21 protein-coding genes and 1 pseudogene are annotated in these 18,787 nt (G+C 64.2%); 11 read left to right on the plus strand and 11 right to left on the minus strand.

The annotated features are described in order from the left end of the window. Positions 1-397 precede the first annotated feature (397 nt). Positions 398-868 (plus strand): VOC family protein, encoded by a 471-nt coding sequence (locus tag ACK543_RS00370; RefSeq protein ID WP_409940897.1) that lies wholly within the window; start codon positions 398-400, stop codon positions 866-868. A 108-nt stretch (positions 869-976) separates the two neighbouring features. Here ACK543_RS00370 and ACK543_RS00375 read toward each other — a convergent pair whose 3' ends face one another. Further along, positions 977-1,837: an MBL fold metallo-hydrolase gene (locus tag ACK543_RS00375; protein ID WP_409940898.1), complete on the minus strand. Its 861-nt coding sequence runs from the start codon at positions 1,835-1,837 to the stop codon at positions 977-979. Between the two features lie 103 nt (positions 1,838-1,940). Between ACK543_RS00375 and ACK543_RS00380 the strand changes: the two genes are divergently transcribed. From ACK543_RS00380 to pdxH, 8 genes are all read left to right on the plus strand, one after another. Then, complete coding sequence (locus ACK543_RS00380) at positions 1,941-2,270, plus strand: ArsR/SmtB family transcription factor (protein ID WP_409940899.1); 330 nt, start codon at positions 1,941-1,943, stop codon at positions 2,268-2,270. A gap of 19 nt (positions 2,271-2,289) precedes the next feature. After that, a complete protein-coding gene (locus ACK543_RS00385; protein WP_409940900.1) occupies positions 2,290-2,721 on the plus strand; it encodes a YeeE/YedE family protein in 432 nt (143 codons plus the stop codon). Positions 2,722-2,750: 29 nt separating this feature from the next. After that, a complete protein-coding gene (locus ACK543_RS00390; RefSeq protein WP_409940901.1) occupies positions 2,751-3,179 on the plus strand; it encodes a DUF6691 family protein in 429 nt (142 codons plus the stop codon). 523 nt (positions 3,180-3,702) lie between these two features. After that, positions 3,703-4,173, plus strand: a complete 471-nt coding sequence (locus ACK543_RS00395; protein WP_409940902.1) for a prepilin-type cleavage/methylation domain-containing protein — start codon at positions 3,703-3,705, stop codon at positions 4,171-4,173. Beyond that, positions 4,174-6,852, plus strand: coding sequence for a putative bifunctional diguanylate cyclase/phosphodiesterase (locus tag ACK543_RS00400; RefSeq protein ID WP_409940903.1), 2,679 nt, complete (start codon positions 4,174-4,176; stop codon positions 6,850-6,852). 154 nt (positions 6,853-7,006) lie between these two features. Further along, positions 7,007-7,810: an SDR family NAD(P)-dependent oxidoreductase gene (locus tag ACK543_RS00405; RefSeq protein ID WP_409940904.1), complete on the plus strand. Its 804-nt coding sequence runs from the start codon at positions 7,007-7,009 to the stop codon at positions 7,808-7,810. A gap of 145 nt (positions 7,811-7,955) precedes the next feature. After that, a complete protein-coding gene (locus ACK543_RS00410; RefSeq protein WP_409940905.1) occupies positions 7,956-8,846 on the plus strand; it encodes a CoA transferase in 891 nt (296 codons plus the stop codon). 121 nt (positions 8,847-8,967) lie between these two features. Further along, positions 8,968-9,606: a pyridoxamine 5'-phosphate oxidase gene (gene pdxH / locus ACK543_RS00415; RefSeq protein ID WP_409940906.1), complete on the plus strand. Its 639-nt coding sequence runs from the start codon at positions 8,968-8,970 to the stop codon at positions 9,604-9,606. Between the two features lie 248 nt (positions 9,607-9,854). On the opposite strand, the gene ACK543_RS00420 is transcribed toward pdxH, so the two are convergent. The 10 genes and pseudogenes from ACK543_RS00420 to msrA all read right to left on the minus strand — a co-directional run bounded on the left by ACK543_RS00420 (position 9,855) and on the right by msrA (position 16,660). Continuing rightward, entirely contained in the window at positions 9,855-10,256 is a 402-nt protein-coding gene (locus tag ACK543_RS00420; protein WP_409940930.1) for a type II toxin-antitoxin system MqsA family antitoxin, read from the minus strand. 2 nt (positions 10,257-10,258) lie between these two features. Further along, a pseudogene (locus tag ACK543_RS00425) lies at positions 10,259-10,554 on the minus strand (type II toxin-antitoxin system MqsR family toxin). 106 nt (positions 10,555-10,660) lie between these two features. Then, positions 10,661-11,602: an AEC family transporter gene (locus ACK543_RS00430; protein WP_409940931.1), complete on the minus strand. Its 942-nt coding sequence runs from the start codon at positions 11,600-11,602 to the stop codon at positions 10,661-10,663. 283 nt (positions 11,603-11,885) lie between these two features. Further along, positions 11,886-12,575, minus strand: coding sequence for a hypothetical protein (locus ACK543_RS00435; RefSeq protein WP_409940907.1), 690 nt, complete (start codon positions 12,573-12,575; stop codon positions 11,886-11,888). Positions 12,576-12,633: 58 nt separating this feature from the next. Further along, positions 12,634-12,891 carry a hypothetical protein gene (locus ACK543_RS00440; protein WP_409940908.1) on the minus strand — a complete coding sequence of 86 codons (258 nt, stop codon included), beginning with the start codon at positions 12,889-12,891 and terminating at the stop codon, positions 12,634-12,636. 109 nt (positions 12,892-13,000) lie between these two features. Then, positions 13,001-14,236, minus strand: coding sequence for an ABC transporter permease (locus tag ACK543_RS00445; RefSeq protein WP_409940909.1), 1,236 nt, complete (start codon positions 14,234-14,236; stop codon positions 13,001-13,003). Between the two features lie 2 nt (positions 14,237-14,238). After that, positions 14,239-14,913: an ATP-binding cassette domain-containing protein gene (locus tag ACK543_RS00450; RefSeq protein WP_409940910.1), complete on the minus strand. Its 675-nt coding sequence runs from the start codon at positions 14,911-14,913 to the stop codon at positions 14,239-14,241. Then, positions 14,910-15,335, minus strand: a complete 426-nt coding sequence (locus tag ACK543_RS00455; RefSeq protein WP_409940932.1) for a Fur family transcriptional regulator — start codon at positions 15,333-15,335, stop codon at positions 14,910-14,912. Before ACK543_RS00455 ends, ACK543_RS00450 begins: the two co-directional genes overlap by 4 nt. Before the next feature lie 192 nt (positions 15,336-15,527). Next, positions 15,528-15,989, minus strand: a complete 462-nt coding sequence (locus ACK543_RS00460; protein WP_409940911.1) for a hypothetical protein — start codon at positions 15,987-15,989, stop codon at positions 15,528-15,530. A 128-nt stretch (positions 15,990-16,117) separates the two neighbouring features. Next, positions 16,118-16,660, minus strand: coding sequence for a peptide-methionine (S)-S-oxide reductase MsrA (gene msrA / locus ACK543_RS00465; RefSeq protein ID WP_409940912.1), 543 nt, complete (start codon positions 16,658-16,660; stop codon positions 16,118-16,120). Between the two features lie 232 nt (positions 16,661-16,892). Between msrA and ACK543_RS00470 the strand changes: the two genes are divergently transcribed. Beyond that, entirely contained in the window at positions 16,893-17,612 is a 720-nt protein-coding gene (locus ACK543_RS00470) for a TetR/AcrR family transcriptional regulator (protein WP_409940913.1), read from the plus strand. 4 nt (positions 17,613-17,616) lie between these two features. Continuing rightward, on the plus strand, positions 17,617-18,780 hold the full coding sequence (locus ACK543_RS00475; RefSeq protein ID WP_409940914.1) for an efflux RND transporter periplasmic adaptor subunit: 1,164 nt from the start codon (positions 17,617-17,619) through the stop codon (positions 18,778-18,780). Positions 18,781-18,787: the final 7 nt, after the last annotated feature.

The following is an 18,787-nucleotide window of genomic DNA, read 5'->3' on the forward strand; positions in this document are numbered from 1 at the left end:
GGCTGCAAATCGACCGCAGCGGTCCATTTTTAACCGCCTTTTTGCCCCATAGCTCGGCTATGGGGCTGCAAATTCGGCAAAAACTGTCCTCGCTCTCGCCGATTTTCGCTTTCGACGCTCCAAGTCCGACAGGCTCCTAGGGGCATTGCGCCCTTTTTTTTAACCTAAAAACGGCAGTTGGATGCATTTGCCAACGCCGCATGGCGCTTCAAAAGCGGTGCTGGCAAGTGCATAGCGCTGTCACCCCCAAGGTGAGGCGGCGAAAACAACGCAATGCCCGAGTCCACGCAGTGTGCGGCAAGATGACAAGCGGTCAACTGCCGGTTTTAGGTTTAATCATTTTGGCCTGTTGCGCACGGTGCAAAAGCGCTGATAGCTACAAATCTAGGAGCATTTTATGGCACAGGAACAACGTCCCTTCAAAGTGCTGGGCATCCAGCAGGTGGCCCTGGGCGGCACCGACAAGCAGCGCATGAAGACCCTCTGGGTCGATATGCTGGGGCTCACGCAGACCGGCAGCTTCCAGAGCGAACGCGAGAACGTGGACGAGGACATCCTGGCCATGGGCCAGGGCGCGTTGAAGGTCGAGGTGGATCTCATGCAGCCGCTGGATATCCACAAAAAACCTGCCGTACACACCACGCCGCTCAACCACATCGGCCTGTGGATTGACGACCTGCCCGCAGCCGTGGCGTGGCTCATGGCCAGGGGTGTGCGCTTTGCCCCGGGCGGCATTCGCAAGGGGGCGGCGGGCTACGACATCACGTTCCTGCACCCCAAGAGCAACGACGAATTTCCGATTGCGGGCGAGGGCGTGTTGATCGAGCTGGTGCAGGCACCGGCGGATGTGATTGCGAAGCTGGGCTGATGGCTTATGCGAGCGGGGCATGCGCCGGGGCACTGCGGCACCGGCGGCAAGCTCGCCCGAGATGGTCCATGGGGCGGCAGGGCAAGGCAGGGGGCTTACACGCCGGCCTCACAGCGCGTTGATCGGAATTTTCAGATAGCTGACGCCGTTGCTTTCGGGCGGGGGCATCTCGCCTGCGCGAATGTTCACCTGCACCGAGGGCAGGATCAGCACCGGCATCTCCAGCGTGGCGTCGCGCCGTTGGCGCAGGCCCACAAACGTGTCTTCGGTGACACCGTCATGCAGATGGATGTTGTGGGCTCGCTGTGCCGCCACGGTGGTTTCCCAGGCAGGGGCGCGGCCCGGCGGCGGGTAGTCGTGGCACATGAAAAGACGCGTCTCGGGCGGCAAGGCCAGCAGCCTGCGCACGGACTGGTACAGCGCGTGGGCATCGCCACCGGGGAAGTCGCAGCGCGCAGAGCCCACGTCGGGCATGAAAAGGGTGTCGCCCACAAACACGGCGTCTCCCACCTGATAGGCCATGCAAGCGGGCGTATGGCCGGGCACGGCCAGTGCGCGTGCCGTGAGCTGTCCGATGCGGAACGCCTCGCCGTCGCGCAGCAGATGATCAAACTGGCTACCGTCGGTATCAAAGTCACTCTCCAGGTGGAAGATGCCCTTGAAGACGGTCTGGACCTGGGTAATACCCCTCCCAATGGCGATTTGGCCGCCCAAGGTGTCGCGCAGGTAATGCGCGGCCGACAGGTGGTCTGCATGGGCATGCGTTTCCAGAATCCATGCGACGGTCAGCCCCTGGCTCTGCACAAAGTCAATCACCCGCTGGGCCGACCGCGTGCGGGTGCGCCCCGACTTGGGATCGTAGTCGAGCACCGAGTCCACCACCGCGCAATGCCCACCCGGCGCGTCGTAGACGACGTAGCTCACGGTCCATGTTGCTTCGTCGAAAAAGGCCTGAATCAGTGGGTTCATTCTGCGCGCTCCGTTATGGTCGGTTTATTTTTCAATAGTTTATTTACAAATAGATTGTTTGTAAATATACTGTGCCGAACAAGTCTAAAAAGAAAGCTGCCCTGTGCTTGCCGAGACCTCCATTGACCTTAACACCATCCGTCAGTCGGCCGACCGTGCCTGCCGGTTGATGAAAGTGCTGTCCAACCCCGACCGTCTGTTGCTGCTTTGCCAGCTCATGCAGGGCGAAAAAAGGGTGGGCGAGCTGGAAGAACTTGTGTGCATCAGCCAGCCCACCTTGTCGCAGCAACTGGCCGTCTTGCGTGAGGAGGGTCTCGTCAGCACCCGCCGCGACGGCAAAAACATCTACTACCAAATCGCCAGCCCGCAGGCTTTGGCCGTGATGAATGTGCTGTTTGAGCAGTTTTGCGACGCGCCAGGCAGCGCAACCTAGCCGCCGGGGGAACCCACGCATGATGATCGACTGGAACCAATTCACTCCCTGGGCTGCCCTGGGCGGCGGGGTGCTGCTGGGCGTTGCCTCAGCGCTGTTCATACTGTTCAACGGCCGCATCCTGGGCATCAGCGGCATCGTGGGCGGGCTGCTGCGCCCGCGCGCGGGGGATGTGGGCTGGCGCCTGGCGTTTGTGCTGGGCATGCTGGCCGCGCCCTGGCTCTACCAGGTATTCGCGGGCCCGATCCAGGCTCGGGTGGATGCCGGGTGGGGCATGGTGGTGCTGGCCGGGTTGCTGGTGGGCGCTGGCACCCGTTACGGGTCGGGTTGCACCAGCGGCCACGGGGTATGCGGGCTGTCGCGTCTGTCCCCGCGCTCGCTGGTAGCGACCCTCGCCTTCATGGGCGCGGGTTTTGCCACCGTCTTTGTTGTCCGGCATGTGCTTCGCTGAATGCGACCATGCACTCTCCCAGAATCATCATGAAGCATCGCATCTCTGAATTCGTGGTCGGGCTGCTGTTTGGGCTCGGGCTCATCATCTCGGGCATGACGGATCCCGGCAAAGTGCTCGGTTTTCTCGACCTGGCCGGCCCGTGGGACCCCTCCCTGGCGTTCGTGATGGGCGGGGCCATCGGCGTGGGTGTCTTTGCCTTTGCAGTGGCCCGCCGCCGCACACAGAGTTTTCTGGGCGGAGCCATGCACATGCCCACCGCGCGCGACATCGATCGCCGGTTGGTGCTGGGCAGCCTGGCGTTTGGAATCGGCTGGGGCATCGCGGGCTTTTGCCCTGGCCCGGCGATCGTGTCGGCTGCATCCGGCCAGGCCCAGGCCATGGTGTTCGTATTGGCGATGGCGGTCGGGATGTGGGTGATGGATGGGGTGGGGGCAGGGCGCTCGGTCAGCAACTGACCTGCGCCCATCACCAAGCCCAACCGAGGCGCCGCAGATGCATCCAGAGTCGATAGGGGGTGGCTTTGGCATGGGCGACGCGCTCTCCGCCCCACTTCAACGGGCTGCCGCAACGAATTTTGCCCATAGCGTGACGGCGGGCAAGAAAAGCGCCCTGTGGCCTATCCCGATCCGCACCCGCGCATCCTCGCGAGGGTTTTGCAGAGCTTCTCTAGGAGCCTGTCGGACTTGGAAATCGTCGGCTGCAAACCGACCGCAGCGGTCCATTTTTAACCGCCTTTTTTGCCCCATAGCTCGGCTATGGGGCTGCAAATTCGGCAAAAACTGTCCTCGCTGGGGCCGATTTTCGCTCTCGACGCTCCAAGTCTGACAGGCTCCTAGGATAATCGCTATCCAGGGTTTATGATCCGTTTGCAACAAAACGTTATGGCCAAAAAATGCACGCGCCCCACGCGCCGCGTCTGCTGATCGGTGCTTGTCGCTCCGCATTGGTTGTCGCTGGCACTCACGAGAGTGAAGACCGATGAACAGCCCACCACTGCAGCGGTCTGTCTGGTATGTGCTCGGGATCACGCTGCTCGAGATGTTGATTGCGGTGGCGCTGGTCGGGCTGCTCGTGTCGTTGGCCGTGCCGACCCATCGCTTCGGTTCCGAAAAAAAGGATATCTTGACTGCCAAGCGGGACATTCAGGAAATCAGCATCGCGCTGGAACGGTATTTCCTGGTCAATAACCGGTATCCCAGCAGTCTGGCCGAGATCGGTGAAGCTCGCATCGACCCCTGGGGTACACCGTATGCGTACCTTCCCATCGAGGGCGCCAAGATCGGCAAGATACGCAAGGACAAGAATCTTCATCCGCTCAACAGCGACTACGACCTCTACAGCCACGGCCCCGATAAAAAAAGTCAAACGCCGTTGACTGCCAACCACAGCCGGGACGACATCATTCGCGCCAACAATGGCGGTTTCATCGGCGTAGCCAAGGACTATTAAATGCGGCTGAACATGGCACATGCGATCCTGCAAAGCCGTGTTGGCCGCAAGCTGTTCGCGATTGTCTTTGTGCTCATTGCGGTCCCGCTGGGGGTGGTGTCGCTGCTGGCCTACCAGTTGGGCGACTACATGTTGCGCGAATCCGCCGCAGACTCCAGCAGGGATCTGGCCAAAGCGGTGGGACGTCACCTCCTTGACCGCCTGCGCACCGCCGAAGGCCTGCTGCTCATTCATGTGCAGGAGCCGCGCTCGTCGCATGGCAGCGTCATCGAACTCGATGAACGGCTCGCCCAGTTTTTCACGCTCATCGAAACCCGGCATGCTCCCGAGGGAGCAGACGGGTCCGGAGGCGTGAGCAGCCTGCGCGTGCTGGAGGGGCAGGGGGACGATGGATTTCCGGTGGTCGAGCTGACCGGGATCAGCGGGCCCAACATGGTGCGGGCGCGGTTCGCGTCGGATTACCTGTGGGAAAACGCCCAGTCCGGAACGCACCGCGTCTGCGTGTCCGGCGAGCAGTTTGCCCGTCCGGTGTGCCAGGGCGTGGAAGAGCAAGGGCCGCAATCCATTCGCGTTGAGCGAGAGATATTGTTCAAGCCCTATTTTCAGGCTGCAAACTGGACGGTTACAGCATCCCAGCAACCCGACATTGGCCAGTTTCTACCGTTGAGCCTCGCCGCGCTGATCGGCAATGTGTCGGCGATTGCGTTGTTGCTGGCAATCATTTGCAGCTCGGTGGTGCTGCGCCGGGTCACGCGCCCGCTGGACGCCCTGACAGCGGGCACCCGTGCCGTGCTGAAAGGAGATTTCTCCCAAAGGGTGGTCATTGAAGACCGCAGCAACGAATTCAAAGACCTTGCGGATTCGTTCAACGCCATGACAGAGGAAGTGGGGCGCGACCTGAATTTGTTCAGGCTGCTCGCGCAGATGGATCAGGCAATCATTGAGCAGCGGTCCTTTGGCGAAGTGGCGGGCTTGATGCTGGCCCATCTGCGCGAGCGCTCCGTGGTGGGGCATGCGTGCGTGGTGCAATGGCCCCACTCGGAGGCGCGGCCCACAGCACTGGCGCTGGGGTCCGATGGATCATTGCAGCAGAGCCAGGTGCAGGCACCGCGTGAGGTTCAGGCTAGCGCTCCTGAGGTCCGCGGTGCGCTCACGTGCATCGAACCCGTCGAGTTTCACGATTTGCTCATTGCCAATACACAGACCCAGCGCGTCTGGCTGCGTCTGGAGCGCCCGCCGGCGCCCGATGAAAGCGCGGGGCGCGAAATCGCCGCGTTTCGCCAGCGCCTGGCAGTGGCATTGCATGCGCAAGAGCATGAGCAGGAGCTGCAACGGCGCTCCGTCCAGGACAGCCTCACGGGTCTGCTCAACCGGTTCGGGTTGGTAGAGACGATCAACCGGCTGGTGCGGCAACACACCCCTCCTGCGGGCGATGCGGACGTGGTGACGCACGGCTTCGCGGTGGTGTACATGGACCTCGATGGCTTCAAGGAAATCAACGATGCCTACGGTCACGATGCCGGTGACCGCGCCCTGGAAGAAGTCGCCCGGCGCATGCGCGCCAGCATCGGCGGCCATGCGCTCGCCATGGCGCGCCCGGGTGGTGACGAATTCGTGTTCTTGCTGCCGCGGGACGCTTCGGCAAACCTGCAGGCCGATGCCGCGTCGATCATGCACGCGCTACAGGCCCCGTTCTTCGTGGCGCGGCATACGGTGGCCGTTACTGCCAGCCTGGGCCTGGCGCTGTTTCCGGAGCATGGCGCCACGCATGATGATTTGCTCAAGCACGCCGACACGGCCATGTACTCCGCAAAGGGCGCAGGGCGCAACAGGTTTGTGGAGTTTGAGTATTCGCTGGCGGCACAACTCGCTGATCGACTGAGCATGCGCGACGATCTGCGCCAGGCCCTCAAACGCGAACAGATGTTTGTGGTCTATCAGCCAAGGGTGGATGTGCGCAACCACCAGATGGGGTCGGTCGAGGCGCTGTTGCGATGGCGGCACCCCGAAAAGGGCCTGATTTCGCCCGATGTTTTCATTCCGCTCGCTGAAGAATGCGGCTTCATCCCCGAGCTGGGACACTGGGTTTTGCGCCGTGCACTGACACAATTCATGCGCTGGCAAGCCGATGCAAGCGTGCCTATCCGCAGCATTTCCGTCAACCTGTCACCCCTGCAACTGGCGCAAGAGGGGTTTCCGGGTGAGCTTCAGGCCTTGATGACCGAGCTGGAGGTTGGCCCGGGAGCGCTGGAGCTGGAGATCACAGAAGGAGCGCTCATCCAGAACATTGACGCCGCAGCAACCCGCCTGTCACTGCTGCGCTCCAGCGGGATTTCGATTTCGCTGGATGACTTCGGCGTTGGCTACTCGTCCATGCAGTATCTGAGTCGGCTGCCGTTCGATACGCTCAAGATTGACAAGACGTTCGTGCAGGCGTTTGGCACAGAACACTCAGCCCGTGCCGTCGCCACAGCCATCGTCGCGCTTGCCAAGGCGCTCAACAAGCAGGTGTTGGCCGAGGGCGTTGAAACCCAGGACCAGGCGCAGATCCTGCGCGAGCTGCGTGTTGACGAGTTGCAGGGCTATCTGTTCGGGCGGCCGGCGACAGCCCAAGATCTGGCAATGCTGTGGTCTCAGCCCGTGGTGCTCACGCTGGAGGAACATTCGGACACGGTGTGAGCCAGCCGGCGGAGCAAGGTTGGGCCGGCCGGGTTTCCGGGCCATTGTTCATTTAAAGACTTAACATAATATACATCGTATCTAATTCAATCTCGGCAACTTGGCAGAGCGCATGCTGTGAAGGCTTGCGGTCCAGCCGCTACCATTGCTTGCTATGACCATCGATTCCAAGCCCCAGGCCGCTGTTACCCGCGACATCCACTTTGGCCACCAGGGCCGCGTCTGCATCGTTACCGGGGGTGCCCAGGGTATTGGCGAAGCCTGTGTGCGTCGGTTGGCCGCAGAAAACGCCAAACTCATCATTGCCGATGTGGACGATGCGCGCGGACAGGCCCTGGCTGGCGAACTGGGCGCGCTGTATGTCCACTGCGACGTGGGCGACAAGCCGCAGGTCGATGCGATGGTGGCCCAGGCACTTGCGGCGCATGGTCGGATCGACGTGCTGGTCAACAACGCGGGCATTTTTCGCGCGGCAGATTTTCTGGATGTGACGGAAGCTGACTTTGACGCCGTGCTGCGCGTGAACCTCAAAGGCGCGTTTCTGGTCGGCCAGGCCGTGGCGCGTGCGATGGTGTCCACGGGCGGCGGATCGATCGTCAACATGAGCTCGGTCAATGGCGTGCTGGCCATCCCCAACATCGCGAGCTACAACGTCAGCAAAGGCGGCATCAACCAGCTCACCCGCGTGATGGCCCTGGCCCTGGCCGACCGTCATATCCGCGTGAATGCGGTAGCCCCCGGCACCATCGCGACGGAACTCGCTGCCAGGGCGGTGCTGACCAGCGACGAGGCGAAACAAAAGATCCTGAGCCGCACCCCCATGAAGCGCCTGGGCGAACCCTCCGAGATCGCCGATGTGGTGGCCTGGCTGGCCAGCGATGCCGCCAGCTATGTCACCGGCGAGATCGTGACGGTGGACGGCGGGCGCATGACGCTGAACTACACCGTGCCGGTATGACCGGATGCACATTGCTACTTATTTGATAGCATTGAAGTCAATCAAGGCGTGCGTAAACGGGTCTTTTAATCATCAAATGCCGCATCGCCACCGTCGCGGAGAACCTCCAGATACGCCCGCAGCCCTGCACATTGCACCACTGACCATGCCCTCCGCCCTGCCCCAACCCCTGCGCACGATCCGCATTCTGAGCCTTGCGCTCAACCTGCCCGGCCCCGCCGCCCTGATGCGCTGCGCACGCATGGGGGCGCTGTGCACCAAGCTCGAACCCCCGCCCGCACCCGGCCACTCCAGCGCAGACCCCATGAGCCTCTACAGCCCTGCGGCCTATGCCACGCTGCACGGCGGTGTGCGCGTGATCCATGCCCACCTCAAAACCGCCGAAGGCCAGGCCCTGTTGCACGACGAACTGGCCGCCACCGATGTGCTCATCACCTCGTTTCGCCCGTCAGCGCTTCACAAGCTCGGGCTGGGCTGGGACACCCTGCACGCGCGATACCCGCGCCTGTCGCTGGTGCGCATCGTGGGCGCGGCGGGCCAGCGGGCCGAGGAGCCCGGCCACGACCTGACCTACCTGGCCGACGCCGGGCTGGTGACCGGCACCGACATGCCGCCCACCCTGTATGCCGACATGGGCGGCGCGCTGATGGCCAGCGAGGCGGTGCTGCAGGCGCTGCTCGAGCGCGCGCACACGGGCACAGGTGTCTGCATGGACGTGGCACTGGCCGCCGCCGCCGCCTGGCTGGCCCAGCCACGCGACTGGGGCCTGACCACGCCCGCAGGCGATGTCGGCGGCCACCATGCGGGCTACCGCATCTATCCCTGCGCCGATGGCCGCGTGGCCGTGGCGGCGCTGGAGCCGCACTTTGCCGCCAGGCTCTGCGCCGCGGCCGGTTTGCCAGCCACTGGAGACCCGCAGGTACTGCGCGCAGCCGCCACGCACGAGGCCATCGCGCAGTTTCTTGCTGGCCAGACGCGCGCGCAGCTCGATGCACTGGCCACGGCGCACGACATCCCGCTGCATACGCTGGCCTGACCCGGCCCCGGTTGCCAGGCGATCCACCGCCACAAGACTACGTCTGTCGCTTTCCACGCACTGTGTTCCGCAGTCTCGTGGCCCGGTGCCCAGGCAAGTCGCGCATTGCACAATGGTGCCCATGAACTCCTCCATTGCCGACCTTCGCAAAAGCTACGAGCGTGCCGAACTGAACGAAGACGCCTCGCTTGCAGACCCCCTGCAGCAGTTTGACCAGTGGCTCCAGCAAGCCATCAGCGCCGAAGTGCCCGAGCCCAACGCCATGACGCTGGCCACCGTGGGCAGCAACCTGCGACCCAGCACGCGCGTGGTGCTCATCAAGGGCTATGACGCGCGCGGCATTGTCTGGTTTACCAACTACGACAGCCGCAAAGGCCGCGAGCTAGCGGGCAACCCCTACGCGTCGCTGCAGTTCCACTGGGTGGAATTGGAACGGGTGGTCCGCATCGAGGGCGTGGTCGAAAAAGTCAGCGACGAGGAAAGCGACGCGTATTTTCACAGCCGCCCGCTGGATTCGCGCATCGGCGCCTGGGCCAGCCCGCAAAGTCAGGTCATCAGCGGCCGTGGGGTGCTGGTGGCCAACGCCGCCAAGTACGGCGCGCAATTCATGCTCCAGCCGCCGCGCCCGCCGCACTGGGGCGGGTATCGCTTGAAGCCCGACCAGTGGGAGTTCTGGCAGGGCCGCAAGAGCCGCCTGCACGACCGGCTGCGCTACCGGCCCGAGGGCAGCGACTGGGTGCGCGAACGCCTGGCGCCCTGAACCCTGGCAGCCCTCTGGCAATAGCCACGGCGGGCAGCCCGCCGTCCGCGGGCGGACATCGGCTGCGGGGACGCGCCGCATGCGCCGGTCGTTTCAGACATCGGACACAGTCGCTCTCTCAGGTTTCCAACAAACGATGGTCTGTGAGACACCTTTCTGAGAGGGCGATGTAGCGCAGGCACGACGCGTTCAGAAGGTTCTGGAAAGTCAAACACGCCAGAGGCGGGCAACGGCGAGATTCGGGCAGATCATGCGGCTCTGATCTCGCTGAGCAGATCGGGGTGGCGATCCAGCAGTTTGAACAGCTTGACCAGGGCCAGCGGTGGCTTGGTTTTGTCGTTCTCGTAGCGCGAGAAGGCATTGATGCCCCCACCAAAGATTTCTGCGGCTTCGCGCTGGTCAAGATCGAGCTTCTTACGCACGTTTGCAATGAAGCCCGGATCGACGATGGCCGCATTCACCTGCTTGGAGAAAACGCGCATTTCTTGCATGACTCGGTTCGACTCCGCCGCATCCAGGATCGACTCAGCGCAGGCTGGGCAGAAATCGCCCGTCACTGCTGCAATGACGGTTGTTTCACCTTTATAGGTATAGGACAGGTCACGGGTGTCGTGGATGAGTTCCGCAGCGCCGCAAACAGGGCATTTCATGGTCATAGCTCCTTGAAGGACACGATCAGGAAGCCATCCATGACCGTCAGTTTCAGGTACACGTCGCCCGCCTGCGTGCGGGGGCGGTACACGTCTTGCCATACCGTGTGATCGGCGTGGGTGGTCATGCTCTTGTAAAAGTCTGCTGGTCTGAGTGCCATCACCACCGCCAGCATGTCGGAAAAGGCAAGGCCCAAATCCATTGCGCGGCACGCGCAGCGTGCGTGGTGCGTACCTTGCCAGCCTCCACCAAGGCTTTGACGACGGGCAATTTGCAATGAGGGGTTGGCTTTTTCACGATGTATATTAACCAACTTGGTTTATTTTTGGCAAGTTGGTTAAGCCAAACCACCCGGGGTGCTGACTGAGCGGCCGATGTTTTCCGATGTCGGAGGCGCCCGCCCCTACACCACCCACCGCGTCACGGCCAGGATCACCAAGGGCATGGTCACCAGCCCCAGCGCGGTGGACACCGCCACGCTGGCCGTCACCTCCTCTTGGGCCACGCCATAGCGCTGGGCAAACAGGAACACGTTGGCCCCCACGGGCAGCGATGCCGCCACGATCATCACCGCCAGCGGCAAGCCCGACCAACCCAGCGCCCATCCCAGTGCCGCCAGCACCATGGGGTGCGCCACGCACTTGACCAGCGCAATGCGCAGCGCCGCCCTGAACTGGCGGCCCACCCGGGTCCATGCCAGCGTCACGCCCACCAGCAGCAGCGCCATGGGGCCTAGGAGCAGCAAGGGCTTGTCCAGCACCGGTGGCACCGCCAGCCCGGTCTGGGCAAGCAGCAGGCCCGCGATGATGGGCAGCAGCACCGGGTGCAGGATGCCATTGCGCACCGCCTGCAGCACCGTGCGCCACAAGGCCTGCTGCGGCCCACCGGATCGGCCCGCATGCTCGCGCGCAGCGGCCAGCTCAAACACCACCGTCGCCGCAGTCAGCAACATGAGCGAGTGCACCGAAATCAGCGTAAACAGCGTCACCAGTCCGGCATCGCCAAACACCAGCGCGACCAGCGGCACGCCAATCATCAGCGAGTTGCTGAAGGTGTTGGCCAGCGCCCGCGCCGCGCCCAGGCTGGAAAAGCCCTGCACCGCCAGCGTGGCTGCGTACACCAGGCCAAACGCCACAAAGTAGATGCCCACCGGGCCAAAGTCGAGGTTCTCGACGCGCACCGTGCTCATGGTGCGAAACAGCAGCGCGGGCGTGAGCACCATGAAAACGAGGTTGGACAGGTCCTTGACCGCCTCCGCACGAATCCAGCCGCGCCGCCCCACCAGAAAGCCGATGGCGATGAACAGGATGACCGGCAGCAGCGAGGTGAAAACGGGCGAGTTCAGGGCAAGGAAAGCACGCGCAGCCCCCGCAGGGCAAGCGCCTGACGGGTGCCCGCTGCCGGACACCGATGGCGAAAACCCTGAGCCTGCGGCCAGAGAACTGCACGCGCTTGAAGTCAACGCGAAGATGCTGGATTTTGGCCGAAGCGGGCCGCGTGCATGGGCAGCGCCGTCTGCGCGCAGGCGGTGGCCCGCAAGCTGCATCCGGCCGGTGCGCGCCCGGCGGCCGACCGCCGCAGCCCATGGGGAGCGGTTTCTCAGCGACCAGAGCCTTTTCTTTTGCCCCCTACTTCACCGGCACGGCATCCACCATGCGGTAGAACAGGCCATATGGGTCGTTGGTGAGCACCGTGAAGCGGCCCTCCACCACCACGGGCTCCAGCGAATAGCGCACCGGCGTTTTGGCCTTGACCTCGACCATGCTTTCCGGGCCGCCGGGCATGCAAAACGAGCAGGTCAGCGGCACCGAGGTGAGCAGGAAGTGCGTTTGGGTGGCGCGCGCGTTCATCGGCATCATGAAGCCCTGGATGCGCTGCACCGTTTTGTCCAGGCCCTTTTGGGCGTCGTTGAACACGGGGACGATGCTGTCCCGGGTGGTTTTCTTGGTCAGGTCGGTCAGCACCGACCAGGGCACCACGTCGTTACGGTCAGGCAGTGGCGCAATCGGGCTGTTGGGGCTGTGAAACCCCGCCCCCGATCCGGCAGGCACACCGGCTGGCGGGCTCCCGCCCGCACCGGGCGGCAGCGGCGAGCTGAGCACCACCGGCGGCGTTGCGGGGGGGGTGCCCTTGGCGGTGCCGGAGGGGCTCTGCGCCTGACTCGCGCCCGCCAGCCCGGCCAGCAGGGCCAGCGCGAAGGCCGTGATTTGCACGCGTGCGCCAGCCGCCTGCCTTGCCCCGGCCCGGGCAAAGCCATGCGGGCGCCTGGGCCATGGCTGGCCGCCGTGGGGGGGTGCTGCGTGGGGCGAGCTTGTCATGGGCAGTCCTCGGGTGGGGCGATGATGGAAGTGGCAGGCCTGGGTGGCTGGTCAGTCGTCAGTGCGCGTGGCGCATGCCGCAGTACTTGCCGATGGCCAGATTCTTGCAGGCCGCCTGGAGTTCCTTCTGACAGGTATCGTGGCCCTTGCCTGATTCGAGGCATTTGGCGGCGGCCTCGTGCGCAGCGGCCATGGCCCGATGGCGCTCGATGTCGGCCTTAATCTCCTTGTCGGAGTGGGCGTTTTGCGCGTGCGCCAGCGCAGCGGCCAGCAGCAAAGGGGCCGCAACAAGGGATGCTAGAAGATGTTTTTTCATGGTTTGGCTTTCGTTCAAGGGTTGATCGTGATGACAGGGGCACGGCGCGCCAGCGCTGGCACGCCGTGACGCCCACGCATGGGCAGAGGTGGAGAAGGGCACTGCACGGTCATGTCTGGCCCAGCAGGTCGGCCACATCGGTGCGGTAGGCCTGCATGGCTGGCAGCAGCGCTGCCAGCGCGGCCACCAGCCCGGCCAGCAGCGGAACGCCCGCCTCGGCGGGCAGCCACACCAGGCCGGTCACGGGCAGCAGGCCCTGCGCCTGCAAGGCCCAGCCCAGGCCATGGGCCAGCGTGTGGCCCAGCAGCAGCCCCAGGGCAGACGCGATGATTGCCAGCCACAGGGCCTCCCACAGCACCAGCCCCGCGACCCGGCCCGGGGGCGCGCCCAGCATGCGCAGCATGGCCAGGTCTGCGCGGCGTTCACGCACGGCATTCCACAGCGCAATGAATACGCTGAGCGCCGCCACGGCCAGCAGCACACCGCCAAAGGCGCGCAGCACATCGGCCCCCACGCCCAGCAGGCGCAGCAGGCGCGTGACCTCGATGGCCGGGGCTGCCGCCTGCATGGAGGTGCCACTGTTGATCTGCCGCGGCAGTGCGACCGCCGCCAGCGGTGTACGGTAGCGCACCAGCGCCACGGTGACTTCCCGCTCCTGTTGGAGCAGGGCCAGGTCTTCGGCGTCGGTGGCCATCTCGGTTTCATGCACCATCCACACCGATTCGGTGCTGGTGAGGATCAGCCGGTCCAGCACGCAGCCGCAGGGCTTGAGGACACCGCTCACGCGGTAGGGGTGGTTGCCATGGGCATGCCCTCCCCCGCCCAGGCCATGGCTGCCCACAAAGGTCGCACCGACCAGCGACGCCCCGGCGTGGTCTGCCCGCACGATGCCGCGCGCTACGGTGGCACCCAGCACGGCGTCCATGGGCTGCTGCCACAGCGCGCCTTCGGCCAGCGCGGCCGCGTAGTGCTGCACGTAGTCTGGCGTGGTGCCTACGATGCGATAGCCGCGGTAGCTGTCGCCCAGGCTGAGCGGAATCACTTGCGCCACGCTGGGGTTGGCTTGCAGCGCCTGCACCTCGCGCAGCGGAATGTTGCCCGTGGGCGCATCGATGTGAAACACGCCCGCCAGGATGAGCTGCAGCGGGCTGCCCTTGGCACCCACCACCAGATCGATTCCGTCCAGGTCGCGCTCAAAGGCCTCGTCGAGCTGCGTGGACACCAGCAGCACCAGGGTGATGGCGCTCAGGCCCAGCGTGAGCACCAGCAGGTTCAGCACTGCCGCCAGCGGCCGCGACCACAGGTAGCGCCACGCGAGTCGGGCAAGCTTTACTATGTTTTTCATAGCTAACAAGTCCCGTCCGGCGTGCGTAACGGCATGATTTGATTGAGATCCAGCGTCTGTGCGTCTGGCAGGGCCTGCACCACGCGCTGGTCATGGGTGGCTATGACCAGGCTGGCATGGCAGGCGGCGGCGCTCTGGCACAGCAGCGCCAGCGCGTCTGCGGCGGCCTCGTCGTCCAGGCTGGCGGTGGGCTCGTCGGCCAGCAGCACCTCGGGTGCCAGCAGCACGGCGCGCGCCAGCGCCACGCGCTGCGCCTGGCCGCCCGACAACTGCTGCGGCCAGCGCCCGGCCAGTTCGGCCATGCCCACCTGCGCCAGCGCCCGGGCAATGGCCGCATCATCGCGCGGCAGCCCGGCAGCAAAATACACTAGCCCCAGGTTGTCGGCCACGGTGAGCGCGCTGCTCAGGTAGAGCTTTTGGGGCAGAAAGCCGATGCAGCGTGCGCGCCAGGCATCAATCTCGCTGCCCCGCTGCGTGCCCAACTGCGTGCCCGCGACGAACAGGTCGCCGCTGCCGGCCCCCCGCAGCCCGGCCATCAGTGCCAGCCAGGTCGATTTGCCCGACCCCGAGCGGCCGCGCAGCAGCAGCGTGCCGCCTTGCTGCAGGTCCAGGTCCGGAAAGCGCAGTTCCACGCCCGTTCCGGCGTAGGTGTAGGCCAGGCCCCGCGTGCGGATCATGGGGCGCTGCCCTCGACGGGGTGCGCGCAGCCCGCGCAACGCCCCCGTACCGCAATCTGCACTGCCAGACCTTCGTGCCCCGCCGTGGCCAGAGCCTGCAGCAGCGGGCTGAGCGCAGACTGCACCGTGTCCACCCCTTCGGACAGGCGGAACTGCCGATGGCAGTCGTCGCACTCAAAGCGGGGGGTGGCGCCATCGACGCCTTGCGGGGCAAGCGCGTAGCGCGTCACGCGGCTGGCATCCACCTGCTTGACCAGCAGGCCCGCCGCTGCAAAGCGGTCGAGCAGGCGATACACCGTCACCCTGTTCACCAGGGTGCCGGCACTGGCCAGGGCTGCCTCCACCTCTTGCTCCGACAGCGCCGCGTCCGGTCGCAATGCATACAGATCGCCCAGCGCACGCGTGGCGCGGGTGGCCCGCATGCCAGAGGGCAGCATCCAAGGCCGAACGGAATCAGGTGCAACGGGCAGCATGGTGCAGGCAGGAGCAAGCGGAGGCGGCAGGCTTAAAAACGCAATTCGATTGCATTATGACCGTGGTCGCACACCTGCTTGCATCGTCCGCACACTTGCTGCGGGAATGCATCGCCACCACTCAGGCGATACAGGGTAAATTCAAAGAGCCAACACCTGCATGATTTGTTGACGGTATGCCTTGCAGTCCTGCCCCGGATGGTTTTGACTGACATAGCGCTGACCCGAATGGGTCGAGACCTGCAGGTAACACCAGGTTCGGTTGGATCGAACTGGGTTTTCAAGACCAAATGTCAGCGCTGCGATATTCGATCGGGGTATCAACACAGCATCTCCCCCTTGAGAAAAAAACAGGCGAATTTCTTTGCTCGATGCTTCCAGGGTGTGAAATCGATGGGTGCCGCCCTGATAGTAAAAAAACCACAGCGAAATCAATGCAAAAAAAGTGAGGACCACGAAAAGGTGGAACACCCCTAAGGCCATACCTCGACCATCACGGGTTCTTATCAAAGTAAAGCCGAAGATAAAAAACGCCAGCAAGAGATACAGCGGCAGATAGCTAGGACTGACCGCATCAGGAAATGTGTAGCTATAGACCGGCATTTTGATCATCGACGGTGTCAGGCTTACCCCCAAGCGCCCACCCGACCTCGACTGCCGTGGTGAGCGCAGCCGCGACGCGCGCACGGGCGCTGACATCCTGTCGGGCGTGCACAAGGCAACGGCGCACCTCAGCCTTTCAAAAACCGAGAAAACGTCTTGCGAAATTTCTCGACCTTGGGCCCGACCACAAAGGCGCAGTATCCGGCCCCTGGGTGCTTGGCAAAGTAATCCTGGTGGTAGGCCTCTGCGGTGCTGTAGTTGGCCAACGGCTTGACCTCGGTGGTGATGGGCGCGCCAAAGATCTTGTCTTGCGACATCTGGCGGATCATGTTGCAGGCGATTTCGCCGTGCTCGGCATTGTCAAAGTAAACGCCGCTGCGGTACTGCGTGCCCACATCGTTACCCTGGCGGTTAAGCGTGGTCGGGTCGTGGGTGTGGAAGAAGATTTCCAGAATCTCCTGGAGGCTGATCGCATGTGCATCAAACGTCAGGCGCACCACCTCGGCATGGCCTGTGTCGCCCTGGCAGATCTGTTCGTAGCTGGGGTTGATGGTGTGGCCGTTGGTGTAGCCACTTTCCACGTCGGTGATGCCACGAACGCGGTCGAACACGGCTTCAGTGCACCAAAAGCACCCGCCGCCCAGGGTGATTGTTTGCAGGTTCTGGGTCATGATGGGCTCCGTACTAGAGCCTGCTCACACGATGTTGGCAGTGCGAACGAGGCGAAAACCGCGCCCATGCAGGCGCGTGACGATGCCAAGGCCGCAGCCTTGACCAGGAGCGTACATGTTACGCGGCATGGCCAGCGGATGGCCCGCGCGCGCTCAGGTGCGGTCGGTTTACCCACAATCCGTTGACGGAACCAGCGCCGCTTGCTACATTACTAACCAGTCAGTCATTAAAATGTCCGTACCTACTCCCTACGATCCACACAGCCCCGAGGGCAGTGCCAAGCGCAGCCGACGCAAAGAGGCGCGCCCGCGGGAACTGCTGGACGCAGCGCTGGACCTGTTCGTGGAAAAAGGCTTTGCCGCCACGCGGGTGGATGAGGTGGCCGCGCGCGCCGGGGTGTCCAAGGGCACGCTGTTTTTGTATTTCCCCAGCAAGGAAGAGCTGTTCAAGGCCGTGGTGCGCGAGAACATCGTGGGTCGGTTCACCGAGTGGAACTCTGAACTGGAAACCATGACGGGCAGCACCAGCGATGTGCTGCGCTATTGCTACAAGGTCTGGTGGGAGCGTATTGGCTGCACCAAGGCGTCGGGCATCACCAAGCTGATGTTCAGCGAGGCGCAGAACTTCCCGGAAATCGCGGAGTTCTACCAGCAGGAAGTGATCTTTCCGGGCCAGGCGCTGATCCGCCGCATTCTCCAGCGCGGCATGGATCGCGGCGAGTTCCGCCAGGTGCCGCTTGATGGAGCCACCTATCTGGTGATGGTGCCGATGATCTACCTCATGCTGTGGGAAAACTCCATGGGCGCGTGCAGTCCCCAGGTCATGGGGCTGACCCCGCAAAACTATATGGACAGCGCGCTGGACGGCATCTTGCACGGCCTGTGCGTGCGGCCTGAGGCGACGCTTGCGCCCTCACCTTCTCCCACCGTTTCTCCACACTCTTCGGTCTGACACGATGAAACGCTGGACATACTGGGCGGTGGCCGCCGTCATCGTGGTGCTTGCAGGCGCGGGCCTTTGGAAGCAGCAGGCTGCGCGTCAGGCCCAGCAAAAAGCCGTTGCCGCCGCCGCGCTGGAACGGGCGCAGGCACCGCTCGAGCTGGTCGCTACCGATGTGGTCAGCGTGCGCGGGCAGCGCATTGCACTGGACGTGCCGGTGTCCGGCTCGCTGCGGGCCGTGGACTCGGCCATGCTCAAGGCGCGCGTGGCGGGCGAACTGCAAGGGCTGGTGCTGCGCGAAGGCGACACGGTGCGCGCGGGTGACATCGTGGCCCGCATCGACCCCACCGAATCGCAGGCGCGGCTGCGCCAGGCCCAGCAGCAGGCCGATGCAGCCCGTGCCCAGGTGGACATCAATCTGCGGCAGTTCAACAACAACAAGGCGCTGGTGGAACAGGGCTTTATCTCGCCCACCGCGCTGGTGACTTCGCAGGCCAGCCTGGAGTCCGCCCAGTCCAACCACCAGGCAGCGCTGGCGGCGGCCGATGTGGCGCGCAAGTCGCTGCAAGACACCGTGATCCGCAGCCCCATCAGCGGCGTGGTGTCGCAGCGGCTGGCCCAGCCCGGCGAGCGGGTCGCCGTGGATGCGCGTGTGATCGAGGTGGTGGACCTCTCCAGGATGGAACTGGAGGCACTGCTGTCACCAGCCGATTCTGTGCGCGCCCAGGTCGGTCAGACCGCCACGCTCACCGTGGAAGGGCTCAGCGCGCCGGTGAAAGCCACCGTTGCCCGCATCAGCCCCTCGGCGCAGGCTGCCAATCGCAGCGTGCCCGCGTATCTGCGGGTGCAGACCGTGGCAGCGGGCTCGGCCCTGCGCCAGGGGCTCTTCGTGCAGGGGTTACTGCACACTGGCTCGGCAGATGCGCTGGTGGTGCCGCTGAACGCGGTACGCACCGACAAACCTGCGCCCTACGTGCAGGCCATCCGCCAGGGCCAGATCGTGCATGTGCCCGTGCGCACGGGCGCTCGCTCCCAATGGGGTGACGACACCGTGGTGGCCGTCGAGGGCCTGGAGCGCGACCAGCAGGTGCTGGCCGGACATGTCGGCCTGCTGCGCGAAGGCACTGCCGTGACCGTGGTTGCCCCGGCCGCGCCGGCGGCGCCCCAACCCGCCAGGTAAGCCGCTC

It is taken from the genome of Acidovorax sp. (genome assembly GCF_046341535.1).
GTDB lineage: Bacteria > Pseudomonadota > Gammaproteobacteria > Burkholderiales > Burkholderiaceae_C > Acidovorax.